Raw genomic sequence first — 12,243 nt, forward strand, 5'->3', positions numbered from 1 at the left:
AACGATGGCGATCGCGCAACGGCTGGAGCTAAAGCAGGGCCAGTCGCTGGTGATGACCCCGCAGCTGCAGCAGGCGATCAAGCTTCTGCAGCTGAGCCAGATCGAGCTTGCGTCCTTCGTCGAGCAGGAGCTGGAGCGGAATCCCCTGCTCACCCGCGACGAAGGCGGTGGCGACGACGGCGGCGACGGCGACCGCAGCGCCACGGATGGCGCGGCGCCGGGCGATGTCCCGCGTCCTGTTGCCGAAGGGCCCGAAGGCGTCGACCGGGACATCCGCGACCAGGCGGACATGGGTCAGCAGGCGAGCAGCCTGCAGGACGGCTACGAGAATGTCTTCGGCGATGATTCCGTCGGCGACCGGGCGAGCCTGCAGGCGCCCGGCCCGGATGACCTGACCGAAACCAACTGGGCCGGCATCGGCGCCGGCGGGCGCGGCGATTTCGACGACAGCGACTTCACGGGCGACGAGCGCCTCGCTTCCGCCATCTCCCTGCGCGACCACCTGATGGCCCAGCTGGCCGAGTTGCCGCTGGACGGGCCCGACCGGCTGATGGCGGCCAATCTCGTCGATTCGCTCGACGAGGCCGGCTATCTGACCGAGACCAGCGCCGACATCGCCGCCCGCCTCGGCATCGACGAGGCCGCGCTCGAAGACCTGCTGAGCGTCCTGCAGCAGCTGGACCCGCCCGGCGTCTTCGCCCGCTCGCTGCAGGAATGCCTGGAAATCCAGTGCCGGGAGGCGGACCGTCTCGATCCCTCGATGGCGGCGGTGCTGCGCCATCTCGACCTCGTCGCGCGGCGCGATCTCGCCGCCCTCGCCCGCTTCGCCAGCGTCGACGAGGACGAGATCATCGAGATCATCAAGGAAATCCGCACCCTGAACCCCAAGCCCGGCCACGCCTTCGACACGGCGCCGGTGCAGGCGGTCATCCCGGACGTCTATATCCGCCGCGGCAACGACGGCGACTGGCTGATCGAGCTGAACGCCGAGACCATGCCCCGGGTGCTGATCGACCGGCGCTATGCCGCGCGGCTGTCGGGTTCGGACGCCACGCGCAAGGACGACAAGGCCTATCTCTCGGACTGTCTCGCCTCGGCCAACTGGCTGGTGAAGGCGCTGGACCAGCGCGCGCGCACCATCCTCAAGGTCGCGACCTCGCTCGTGCGGCAGCAGGACGCCTTCCTGCGCTTCGGCATTTCCCACCTGCGGCCGATGAACCTGAAGGCCATCGCCGAGGAAATCGGGATGCACGAATCGACCGTGTCGCGCGTCACCGCCAACAAATGGGTGTGGACGCCGCGCGGCCTGTTCGAGATGAAATTCTTCTTCACCGCCGCCATCGGCTCGACCGACGGCTCGGATGCCCATTCGGCCGAAGCCGTGCGCCACCGCCTGCGTCAGCTGATCGACGGCGAGGCCCCGGATGCCATCCTGTCGGACGACAAGCTGGTCGAATTGCTGAAGCGTGACGGCATCGACATCGCCCGCCGCACGGTCGCGAAATATCGCGAGGCCCTGGGCATCGGATCGTCGACCGAGCGCCGCCGCCAGAAGGCCCTCGGCCGCCGCTGAAGCGCCGTTTCCCGGGCGGAAAATGGTCGCGCCCCGCGCTGCCCACTGGAAACCGGAGACGTTAGCTCGTAAGTATGAGGAGACGGAGCTGTCGTCCGTATGCGTCCTCGGGGGAGCAGACACCGCTACGCGGTGTGTCGCCCGCGGCCCGGCAGCGACGTCCAAGCGCCCCTTTCCTCAAGCGCAGGCAAAAGCATGAAGCTGATCATCTCGGGCAAACAAATCGACATCGGCGACGCCCTTCGCACCCATGTGACCGAGCGCCTGAGCGCCCTCGTCGGCAAGTATTACGACAGCGCCATCGACGCGACGGTGACCTTCTCGCGGGAAGCGCACATGTTCCGCACCGATGTGACGGTGCATTTCGGCGCCGGTCTGACCGTGGTCGCTGAAGGCGACGGCACCGAAATCTACGCGAGCTTTGAAGTCGCGGCCGAGCGCGCGGAAAAGCGCCTTCGCCGCAACAAGCGCCGCCTGAAGAATCACCATCACGGCGCCGCGCGCACGCTGGAGCCGGCCCTGTCCTACATCCTGGCCCCCGGTCAGGACGATGTCGAAGACGGCACCGCGCCCGCGTCCAACGATCATCCGCTGGTGATCGCGGAAAGCGAATCGGAAATCGAGACCCTGACCGTGTCCGAAGCGGTGTTCCGGCTTGATCTCGGCGCGCATCCGGCGATGATGTTCCGGAATCGCGCCAACGGTGGCCTCAACGTCGTCTATCGGCGTCCCGACGGCAATATCGGCTGGATCGAACCGAACAAACGCGCCGCAAGCGCCCCGGTGTGAGGCAGTACCCTTGGAGCTTAGCACCATCATCAGCCCTGAGGGCGTCATTGCCGACCTCAAGGCGAACGGCAAGAAACAGGCCTTGATGGAGTTGTCCGCCCGTGCCGCCACCATTACCGGCGTGCACGAGCGGACGATCTTCGACATCCTTCTCGAGCGGGAGCGGCTGGGCACCACCGGTGTCGGCCAGGGCATCGCCATCCCGCACGGCAAGCTGAGCGAGATCGACCGCCTGTTCGGCCTTTTCGCGCGGCTGAGCCAGCCGATCGACTTCGAGTCGATCGACGAGCAGCCCGTTGACCTGATTTTCCTTCTGCTGGCACCGCAGGGTGCCGGCGCCGACCATCTGAAGGCTCTCGCCCGGGTCTCGCGCCTGCTGCGCGACAAGGAAACCTGCGAGAAGCTGCGCCATTGCGACTCGGTCGAGGCGATCTACGCCCTGCTGACCGACAGCGCCCGGCCCCACGCGGCCTGAACGCTCGAAACGGCCGGTTCGTCCGGCATTATCACGCAACCCCGTATTCCGGTGCTGGCCCGACCGGGCCGGCACCGGCCCCTTCGGTCACCGGCACGCCGTCAGTGTACGCTGACCGGCTCCATCTCGTGCTGGATCGCGGCCGCGAAGGCGAGGTCGCGATTGACGGCGAGCGCCAGCGGCGCGCCATCGGCGGCATGAACGGAAAAGGCCGGCTGGCCGTCGATGACGATCGGTTTGACGTAGACGAGGGCGCCGCTGCCCAGCTCCGCCAGGTCTTCCTGACTGATCTGCCGCATGTCGGCGCTGTTGGTGTGAGCAATCATTTCAACACCTCCTTTTGATGCCCCATCATGGGCGCACCAGTGTTAACGGGCCGTTTCGGCCCCGTTATTTGTCAGCGGGTCTGATCCGCGCCATCCGCAGGGCCCAGAATCTGGGATTCGCCGGCCAGATCGCCGTCGATCGGAATCGTGCGCACCACCGTCGCCGGCACCGGCCGGCGCAGGTCGATGTGCAGGAGGCCGTTATCGAGCCCCGCCTTGACGATCTCGATGCCTTCCGCGAGGACGAAAGCCTTCTGGAACTGGCGGGCGGCGATGCCGCGGTGGATATAGACGCGCTTGCCGTCGTCCTGGGCCTGGCGGCCACGCACGATCAGCTGGTTTTCCTCGACCGTGACCGAGAGATCCTCGCGGGCGAAGCCGGCGACGGCAAGGGAGATGCGAAGGGAATCAGAACCCGTCTGTTCGATGTTGTAGGGCGGATAGCCGTCGGTCGCCGATTTGGCGACCCGGTCCAGAACCCGCTCCATATGGTCGAAACCGAGCAGCAATGGACTGTTGAACACGGACAGACGGGACATACGACGAACCCCTCGATCGAGCGAGCCACGGTGCGGCGACCCCGAAGGCATCGCCGCCCCTATGATCTGGCGATCGGCCCGTCGAAATCAAGGGGTAGCGGGCGCGGGGCCCGCCAGCCTCAGGATACGATGGGCGGCACGAAGGACAGGCCCATGTCCCAGGGGAAATAGATCCAGGTGTCCTGGCTGACCTCGGTCACGAAAGTGTCGACCAGGGGCCTTCCCATGGGCTTGGCGTAGACCGTGGCGAAATGCGCCTTGGGCAGCATGTCGCGGACGATTCGGGCGGTCTTGCCGGTATCGACCAGATCGTCGATCAGCAGGATCTCGCTGCCGCCATCGGCCGCCAGCGCCGCAAGCTCGGGCCCGATGCCCTTCATGATCTGGCTGTCGCCCTGTTCCTTGTAGTCGTGATAGGAGGCGATGCAGATCGTGTCGATCAGGCGAATGTTCAATTCGCGGGCCACGATCAGCGCCGGCACCAGCCCGCCCCGGGTGATGCAGACGATGGCCTTGTATTTCCGTTCGCCGGCGGTCAGACGCCAGGTCAGGGCACGGGTATCGCGGTGCAATTGCTCCCAGGACACGGGAAAGGCCTTTTGGGCGTTCGGCTCGCTCATCCATCATCCCCGATGTGAAGAAGGCCAGAAAGCAAGAAGGGCGACCCTTGCGGATCGCCCTTTCCTTTGCTTCAGACGGTTGGTGGAGCCAAGGGGAGTCGAACCCCTGACCTCTTGAATGCCATTCAAGCGCTCTCCCAACTGAGCTATGGCCCCAAGCCGTCTAAGCCGCTGATTCTGCTACCGTTTTGCTTGCGCTTGGTAGCGTCCCCTGCGGAGCGCGGACAATAGTCAGGGTCTGCGATCCGGTCAAGAGCTTTTTTTCAGCGGTCCTTTTCGTCGTCCAGATCGAGGTCGGCATCGACCACGTCCTCGAGATCCTCGTCCTCGAGTTCGTCGTCGGCGTCGAGCAGGCTGTCGTCGTCCACGTCCTCGTCATCCTCGACCGCGTCCTCGACGTCGATATCCTCGCCATCCTCGCCATCCTCGTCGACGGCGTCGGCATCGGCGATCAGGTCTTCCTCATCGCCATCGAGTTCGGCGATGCCGACGTCCTCTTCCTCTTCGTCCTCGTCGACGGCGGAGCCCCGCTCCTCGTCGTCGCCATCCTCGTCGTCGAGATCATCGACGACCGCGGCGGCGGCCGCGGCGGCGGCGACCTTGGCCTTCGCGGCCTTGGCGTCAGGACGGACGCGGCGGATCTTCAGCGCCGCCTCGGGCTCGAAGACGGTCTCGCACTTCGGGCAGACGATCGGCTCGCGGCCCATGTCGTAAAAGCGCGCGCCGCAGGCGAGGCACTGCCGCTTCACGCCCCATTCCGGTTTGGCCATTGTATTCCCTTGCAAGCGAAAATTCAGGGGCTGGCTTTGCCATGAAGTGCACGGTCTGTCAAAGCGATTGGCGACGTGGTAAGTGCACGGCTCGTCGAATCGGACATCGAGGCTCCCAAGTGCCCGCCCAAAGCGCCCAGATCAGCCCGGCCCTGACCGGCACCGTCACGGTCCCCGGGGACAAATCCATTTCCCACCGGGCGCTGATTCTCGGCGGCATCGCCGTGGGCGAAACCGAAGTGACCGGCCTCCTTGAAGGCGACGACGTTCTTCACACCGCCGAATGTATGCGCCGGATGGGCGCCACGGTCACCCGCGTCGGCGAGGGCCACTGGCGGGTTCGGGGCGTCGGCGTCGGCGGCCTGATCGAGCCGGCGGACATTCTCGACATGGGCAATTCGGGCACCGGCGCGCGTCTTCTGATGGGACTCGTCGCGGGCCACCCGGTCACCGCCATCTTTACCGGCGATGCCTCCCTCAACAAGCGCCCGATGGCCCGGGTGACCGAGCCCCTGTCGCGCATGGGCGCCAGCTTCGTCGGCCGGGCCGGTGGCAAGCTGCCCATGGCGGTGATCGGCGCGCGCGACCCGATGCCGATCGAATACCGCCTGCCGGTCGCCTCGGCCCAGGTGAAATCCGCCATCCTGCTCGCCGGGCTGTGCGCCCCGGGCGAGACGACGGTGATCGAGCCCGAACCGACGCGCGACCATTCCGAACGGCTGCTCGGCCATTTCGGCGCGGAAGTGCGCATCGTCGATGCCGCCGACGGCAGCCGCCACGTCACCCTGCGCGGCCAGCCCGAGCTGATCGCGGCCCCCGTCGTGGTGCCGGGCGATCCGTCCTCGGCCGCCTTCCCCATCGTCGCCGCGCTGATCGTGCCCGGCTCGGACATCACCGTCCGCAATGTCGGGCTGAATCCGCTGCGTGTCGGCCTGTTCGACACGCTGATCGAGATGGGCGCGCGCATCGACTATCTCGATCGCCGGGTCGCCGGCGGTGAGCCGGTCGCCGACCTGCGCATCCGCCATTCGGAGCTGAAGGGGGTGACCGTGCCCGCCGCCCGCGCCCCGTCGATGATCGACGAATATCCGGTGCTGGCCGTCGCCGCCGCCTTCGCCAGAGGCACCACGCGGATGGAAGGCCTCGCCGAGCTGCGGGTGAAGGAAAGCGACCGCCTCGCCGCCGTCGCCGCCGGCCTCGCCGCCAATGGCGTGACCCACGAGGCGGGCGCGGATTACCTCGTCGTGCAGGGCACGGGGCGGGCCCCCGGCGGCGGCACCGTCGCCACCCATATGGACCACCGCATCGCCATGTCCTTCCTCGTCATGGGCCTGGCCTCGGCCCAGCCGGTGACGGTCGACGATACCCATATGATCGACACGTCCTTCCCCGGCTTCGGCGGCCTGATGACGTCGCTCGGCGCCATCCTGTCATGACGGGCGTGCCCTTCATCGTCGCGATCGACGGGCCGGCCGCCGCCGGCAAGGGCACCCTCGCCCGCCGTCTCGCCGATGCTTTCGGCTTTGCCTATCTCGACACGGGCGCGCTCTACCGCGGCGTCGCGCTCAGCCTGATCCGCGCCGGCAATACTGACCCGACCGAGAGCGAGGCGACCAAGGCCGCCCTGCGCCTCGACCTTGCCCTGCTCAAGCATCCGGACCTGCGGCTCGAGGCGACGGGCGGCATGGCGTCGCGCGTCGCGGCCATGCCCGCCGTGCGCGCCGCGCTCGACGCGCTGCAGCGCCGCTTCGCCGAAATCCCGCCGAATGGCGCCGCTGGCGCCGTGATCGACGGCCGCGACATCGGCACGGTGATCTGCCCCAAGGCCCAGGTGAAACTGTTCCTGACCGCCAGCGTCGCCGCCCGCGCCGCGCGCCGGGTCAAGGAGTTGCAGGACAAGGGCCTCGCCGCCGACCTCGGCGCCATCACCGCCGAGATCGAGGCGCGCGATGCCCGCGACGCCGGCCGCGCCACCGCGCCCCTGAAGGCGGCGGACGATGCCCACTTGCTGGATACCTCGGACTTGGGTATTGAAGAGGTCTTCGCCACGGCGAAGTCCATGATCGAGAAGGCGCGGCAGACGCGGACCTGAAGGCCCGCGGTTTTCCGTGCCGTTTGTCGTTCTGTTTTTGTCGTTTGGCCCCCCGGATGGGAATTGGGGGGAAGACCGCCGGAGACAACCGGCCGGCCTGGAAATGAGATACAGGAGTTCAACTGACTATGACTGATTTCGAGACCAAAGAGAATTTCGCGGACCTGCTGGACGAAGTGTTCGGCTCCGCCAACTCCCTCGAAGGGAGCGTCATCGAAGGTCGCGTCGTCGCGATCGAGAATGACTTCGCCGTGATCGACGTTGGCCTGAAGGCCGAAGGTCGCGTGGCGCTGAAGGAATTCGCTCCGCCGGGCCAGAAGTCCGAGCTGAAGCCCGGCGACATCGTCGAGGTCTATCTGGAGCGCATGGAAAACGCGATGGGCGAAGCGGTGATCAGCCGCGAGAAGGCCCGCCGCGAGGAAGCCTGGACCATCCTCGAGCGTGCGTTCGAGAAGGGCCAGCGCGTCGAAGGCGTGATCTTCGGCCGCGTCAAGGGTGGCTTCACGGTCGACCTGTCGGGCGCCGTCGCCTTCCTGCCCGGTAGCCAGGTCGATGTCCGCCCGGTGCGTGACATCACCCCGCTGATGGGCGTGCCGCAGCCGTTCCAGATCCTGAAGATGGACCGTCGCCGCGGCAATATCGTCGTGTCGCGTCGCGCCGTCCTCGAAGAGACCCGCGCGGAAGCCCGTTCGGAACTGGTCGCCAACCTGAAGGAAGGCCAGATCCTCGAAGGCGTCGTGAAGAACATCACCGACTATGGTGCGTTCGTCGATCTCGGCGGCGTCGATGGTCTGCTGCATGTCACCGACATCGCCTGGCGCCGCGTCAACCACCCGTCCGAGGCTCTCACCATCGGCCAGACCGTGAAGGTCCAGGTCATCCGCGTGAACCCGGAAACCCAGCGCATCTCGCTCGGCATGAAGCAGCTGCTGGCGGATCCGTGGGATGGTGTCGGCGTCAAGTATCCGATGGGCGTGAAGTTCCTCGGCCGCGTGACCAACATCACCGACTACGGCGCCTTCGTCGAGCTGGAGCCGGGCGTGGAAGGCCTGGTCCATGTCTCGGAAATGAGCTGGACCAAGAAGAACGTCCATCCGGGCAAGATCGTCTCCACCTCGCAGGAAGTGGAAGTCATGGTCCTCGAGGTCGACGCCAACAAGCGCCGCATCTCGCTCGGTCTGAAGCAGTGCCTCGAGAATCCGTGGTCGGCCTTCGCTGCCCAGCACCCGCAGGGCACGGAGATCGAGGGCGAGGTCAAGAACATCACCGAATTCGGTCTGTTCATCGGTCTCGACGGCGGCGTGGACGGCATGGTCCACCTCTCCGACCTCGACTGGAACCGTCCTGGCGAACAGGCGATCCAGGACTTCAAGAAGGGCGACATCGTCCGTGCGCAGGTTCTCGACGTCGACGTCGAGAAGGAGCGCATCTCGCTCGGCATCAAGCAGCTCGGCCGCGACCCGCTCGCCAACTCGAACGAAGTCCGCAAGGGCTCGGTCGTGACCGGCACCGTGGTCGAAGTCAATGAAGGCGGCGTCGAAGTCGCCATCGGCGACGAAGGCGTGCGCGGCTTCATCCGCCGTGCCGACCTCGCCCGCGACCGTCAGGACCAGCGCCCCGAGCGCTTCGCCGTGGGCGACAAGATCGACGCCAAGATCACCAACGTCGATCGCGCCACCCGCAAGCTCGCGCTGTCGATCAAGGCGCGCGAGATCGAGGAAGAGAAGGAAGCCGTGGCTCAGTACGGCTCGTCCGACTCGGGCGCCTCGCTCGGCGACATCCTGGGCGCGGCCATGTCCCGCGCCCGCGCCAAGGCCGACGCGGAAGGCGACGAGGAGTAATCCTCAACCCCTCCGCCCGACCTCGGGCCAACTTTCGGGGCGCGCCAGCGATGGCGCGCCCCGTTTGTTTTCATCCCTACCCCGGTGGCCAGGGCACCAGCGCGGACACCTTCCGCATGTAGTCCCCATAGCCTTCCCGGCGTTCCAGGCTGCGCTGGTCCATGAAGGGGATGCTGGCGAGGGTGAACATGGCGGTCATGGCGAGGGCGCCGGGGATGATCCACCACCAGTCTGCCGGCGCGGCGGCGAGGCCGAAGAGCATGAGGCCCCACCAGAAGGCGAGTTCGCCGAAGTAGTTGGGGTGGCGGGACCAGGCCCAGAGGCCGTGGCGGATGAAGCCGCCGGGCTTTCGCCTCGCGATGAAGGCGTGGAGTTGCAGGTCGGCAATGGTCTCGATCGCGATGGCGCTCAACGTGACGACGACGGCGAGCATGTCGAGGAGGCCGAAGGGCGCGCCGCCCCGGGTCATCACGGCATAGACCGGCAGACAGCCGAGGAAGACCTGCACGGTCGGGAACAGGTGAATGCCGGCGAAATCGGCGAGGATTGCCGCCTTGCCCGCGCGCTGGCGCACCAGCGGATAGCGCCAGTCCTCGTGGCTCATGCCGCCCCAGTGAACGGCCCAGTTCGCGGTCAGCCGGATCGCCCAGAGGAAGACGAGCAGGAGGACGCAAAGCGCGCGCCAAGGATCGACGGCGACGGCCCCGCCCGTGCCCCACCAATAGAGGGCGAGCAGCGGCGGGATCACGCTCCAATAGGGATCATAGACACTGGAATTGCCATGGCGGCGGCTGAAGACGAAGATCGACACGGTCGCCGCGACATCGGCGACGAGCGCGTCCCAGGGCGCGGGCAGCGCGCCGAGATACAGCACGGCGCCAGCGCCCACGAGGCTGATGCCATAAGCGATGACAATGGCCGAATACTCGGCAGGCTTGGCCGCCATGGACGATCCCCCCCCCCCTTCGTCGTTAATCGACGTATTTTCGATGCGGTGAAGTCTAGGCGTCGGGGATCGGGCTGAACAGGCGCGCGCCACGGCTTCTCGCGCCGGAATGGCGACAGTCTCCGCACGGACCGGCAGTTCCGGCGAAACGGCCGTTCGCCCCGCCGGAAGCCGCGCTAATGGGCCCGGGCGCGAAGGGCGTGGTCGAGGATGTCGGCCGCAGTGGCGCGACCGATGGCGGCGACCGAGGGATTGGCCGTCACCATCGCGGTGACGATGGCGCCGTCGATGACGAGGCTGAGCTTTTCCGTCGCCAGTTCCGCATCCTCGATGCCGGCCTCGGTCACCAGGCCATGCAGGCGCTCGTTGATCCGGCGCCGGTGGTCGAGGGCGATGCCGCGCACCCAGCCGCCCTCCTTCTCATGTTCGGCGACGGCGTTGATGAAGACACAGCCGAAAAAGTTGCCGCCGGCGAACCAATGCTGCAACAGGTCGAACAGATGAAGGATACGCCCCCGGGCATCGGCACCGGTGCCCGGCAGGTCGTGATCGAACCAGCGGAACCACATGTCCGCCTCGGCCCTGAAAACCGCCCGCAGCAGGTTCTCCTTCGAGCCATATTTGTCGTAGAGCGTTTTCCGCGCCACGCCCGCCTCGCGGATGATGCGCGCGACGCCGGTCGCGTGAATGCCCTCGCTGCAGAAAAGCCGCTGGGCGGTCTGCAGCAGCTTGGTCTCGGGCGCGGACGTCATGCCTCTTCTGTCCTCGGGCTGATCTCTTGGGGAACGACCGGCGTGGCGATACCCCTGGACGAAACTACCGTCGCCGATTGCGCCACGCAACCACTCTCCCGTCCGGCCGCAACCTGATCCGTTCCGCGGGTTGGTGAAAAAAACGGCGAAATGCCGATGAAAATCTGTGCAGCCGCCGTCGCGATCCGTGTGATCGGACGGGTTAAAGGGCGCCGCCCCTCGCCTTCGCAGTCTGGCATGATTCTTGAAAACATTCCGTGGGTAGACCGATCGGTCTCCGGCCCCGAACAGACCGGTGGCGGGAGCCGATCGCTGCCCGGGCCGATGCCGGGGCAGGCATCGCCCGACACCAGTCAGGCTTAGTGACGGAAGGGAACAGTGGCATGAGCGATATTCGTCCCCCGCGGCAGGGCATCAACCACAGCCCGGTCTGCACCGAGGTCAGCCGCGAGGAAGGCCTGTCGCGCCGCGGCTTCTTCGCCGCCTGCGGCTGCGCGCTTCTGTCGGTCAGCGCGGCGGGGTCCGCCCTGCTCGCCCGGGCCACGAAGGCCGAGGCGGCGGCCGGCGGCAAGCTGCTGAAGATCGGCCATCTGCCGGCGGGCTGCGTCTCGCATCTGCTGCTCGCCAAGGCGCGCGGCCTGTTCGAGAAGGCGGGCCTCAACGTGGAACTCACCCAGTTCAATGGCCCGGCCGATAATCTCCAGGCGCTGATCGCCGGCGGCATCAGCGCCATGCACAATCCCTGGACCACCACCATGGCGGCCTATGGCGAGGGCACCAGGGATCTGCGCATCGTCGGCGGTTCGGGCCTTGCCGGCATCGAACTCGTCGCGCGCAAGGGCTCGGTCCGAAACGTGAAGGAGTTCATCGAGGCGGCGGGCAAGGGTCTTCGCGTCGGCACCCTGCGGCTCGACACGCTGGAACTGGTCGGTTACGGCACCATGTCGCAATACGGCAAGTCGTATAAAGACTACGAGATGACCTTCTTCCCCTCGATGGTCGGCATGGGCGAAGCCCTGGCGAATGGCGCGGTCGATGTCTGCACCCTGGCCCAGCCCTATGCCGAAAGCGTGGTGCGGCAGGCCGATGGCATCTATCTCGCCAATTCCAACGATGTCTGGGGCCCTGAGGCGCCGGACTGCGTGATCACCACCCTGACCAAGACGATCGAAACCGACCACGCCCTGCTGACCGCCTATATGGCCGTGCTGCAGGATGCGGCCAAGGCTTTCTACGACGATTTCGAGGCCGCGCTCGACACGCTGCAGCCGATTTACGGCGCGCCGCGCGAAATCCTGGCCATCGCCCTCAAGCGTCAGTCGCCCGATCCGATCATCAATGCGGCCGGCGCCTCGGGCATCCGCGGCGGCGTCAAGTATCTGATCGAGCTCGGTTACTTCAAGGACAACATCGCCGATCAGGTGCTGGACCTGAAGTATCAGCCCGGCGCGGCCTGACCGGCGGGGGCATGGTCTAACCGGCCATGTCCCCCACCCCGCCCTGCACGATTGACGACTGGA

The 12,243-nt window shown here is 66.7% G+C and carries 13 protein-coding genes and 1 tRNA gene; 7 read left to right on the forward strand and 7 right to left on the reverse strand.

What is annotated here, in order from left to right:
* Positions 1-4: 4 nt before the first annotated feature.
* The 3 genes from rpoN (at position 5) to ptsN (ending at position 2,837) form a co-directional block, all read left to right on the forward strand.
* Positions 5-1,573: an RNA polymerase factor sigma-54 gene (rpoN, locus tag DKG74_RS16860; RefSeq protein WP_109907346.1), complete on the forward strand. Its 1,569-nt coding sequence runs from the start codon at positions 5-7 to the stop codon at positions 1,571-1,573.
* A 195-nt stretch (positions 1,574-1,768) separates the two neighbouring features.
* Positions 1,769-2,362: a ribosome hibernation-promoting factor, HPF/YfiA family gene (hpf, locus tag DKG74_RS16865; RefSeq protein WP_109907347.1), complete on the forward strand. Its 594-nt coding sequence runs from the start codon at positions 1,769-1,771 to the stop codon at positions 2,360-2,362.
* Positions 2,363-2,372: 10 nt separating this feature from the next.
* On the forward strand, positions 2,373-2,837 hold the full coding sequence (gene ptsN, locus DKG74_RS16870; protein WP_109907348.1) for a PTS IIA-like nitrogen regulatory protein PtsN: 465 nt from the start codon (positions 2,373-2,375) through the stop codon (positions 2,835-2,837).
* A 101-nt stretch (positions 2,838-2,938) separates the two neighbouring features.
* Here ptsN and DKG74_RS16875 read toward each other — a convergent pair whose 3' ends face one another.
* The 5 genes from DKG74_RS16875 to DKG74_RS16895 all read right to left on the reverse strand — a co-directional run bounded on the left by DKG74_RS16875 (position 2,939) and on the right by DKG74_RS16895 (position 5,092).
* Positions 2,939-3,163, reverse strand: a complete 225-nt coding sequence (locus DKG74_RS16875; protein WP_109907349.1) for a DUF1150 family protein — start codon at positions 3,161-3,163, stop codon at positions 2,939-2,941.
* Positions 3,164-3,234: 71 nt separating this feature from the next.
* Entirely contained in the window at positions 3,235-3,702 is a 468-nt protein-coding gene (locus DKG74_RS16880; RefSeq protein ID WP_109907350.1) for an Hsp20 family protein, read from the reverse strand.
* A gap of 119 nt (positions 3,703-3,821) precedes the next feature.
* Positions 3,822-4,322 (reverse strand): xanthine phosphoribosyltransferase, encoded by a 501-nt coding sequence (gene gpt, locus DKG74_RS16885; RefSeq protein ID WP_109907351.1) that lies wholly within the window; start codon positions 4,320-4,322, stop codon positions 3,822-3,824.
* A gap of 80 nt (positions 4,323-4,402) precedes the next feature.
* A tRNA-Ala gene (locus DKG74_RS16890) sits at positions 4,403-4,478 on the reverse strand.
* A gap of 107 nt (positions 4,479-4,585) precedes the next feature.
* Positions 4,586-5,092 (reverse strand): TIGR02300 family protein, encoded by a 507-nt coding sequence (locus DKG74_RS16895; protein ID WP_109907352.1) that lies wholly within the window; start codon positions 5,090-5,092, stop codon positions 4,586-4,588.
* Positions 5,093-5,211: 119 nt separating this feature from the next.
* On the opposite strand from DKG74_RS16895, the gene aroA reads away from it, so the two are divergent.
* From aroA to rpsA, 3 genes are all read left to right on the forward strand, one after another.
* Positions 5,212-6,528 (forward strand): 3-phosphoshikimate 1-carboxyvinyltransferase, encoded by a 1,317-nt coding sequence (aroA, locus tag DKG74_RS16900; protein WP_243404156.1) that lies wholly within the window; start codon positions 5,212-5,214, stop codon positions 6,526-6,528.
* Entirely contained in the window at positions 6,525-7,184 is a 660-nt protein-coding gene (gene cmk / locus DKG74_RS16905; RefSeq protein ID WP_109907354.1) for a (d)CMP kinase, read from the forward strand. Before aroA ends, cmk begins: the two co-directional genes overlap by 4 nt.
* 128 nt (positions 7,185-7,312) lie before the next feature.
* Positions 7,313-9,025 carry a 30S ribosomal protein S1 gene (gene rpsA / locus DKG74_RS16910; protein ID WP_109907355.1) on the forward strand — a complete coding sequence of 571 codons (1,713 nt, stop codon included), beginning with the start codon at positions 7,313-7,315 and terminating at the stop codon, positions 9,023-9,025.
* A gap of 76 nt (positions 9,026-9,101) precedes the next feature.
* Here the strand turns inward: rpsA and DKG74_RS16915 are convergent, their stop codons facing one another.
* On the reverse strand, positions 9,102-9,971 hold the full coding sequence (locus tag DKG74_RS16915; RefSeq protein ID WP_109907356.1) for a DUF1295 domain-containing protein: 870 nt from the start codon (positions 9,969-9,971) through the stop codon (positions 9,102-9,104).
* A gap of 176 nt (positions 9,972-10,147) precedes the next feature.
* Positions 10,148-10,723 carry a TetR/AcrR family transcriptional regulator gene (locus tag DKG74_RS16920; RefSeq protein ID WP_109907357.1) on the reverse strand — a complete coding sequence of 192 codons (576 nt, stop codon included), beginning with the start codon at positions 10,721-10,723 and terminating at the stop codon, positions 10,148-10,150.
* Between the two features lie 383 nt (positions 10,724-11,106).
* Here DKG74_RS16920 and DKG74_RS16925 point away from each other — a divergent pair, with 383 nt between their 5' ends.
* A complete protein-coding gene (locus tag DKG74_RS16925; RefSeq protein ID WP_109907358.1) occupies positions 11,107-12,180 on the forward strand; it encodes an ABC transporter substrate-binding protein in 1,074 nt (357 codons plus the stop codon).
* Positions 12,181-12,243: the final 63 nt, after the last annotated feature.

This window comes from Zavarzinia aquatilis, assembly GCF_003173035.1.
Lineage (GTDB): Bacteria > Pseudomonadota > Alphaproteobacteria > Zavarziniales > Zavarziniaceae > Zavarzinia > Zavarzinia aquatilis.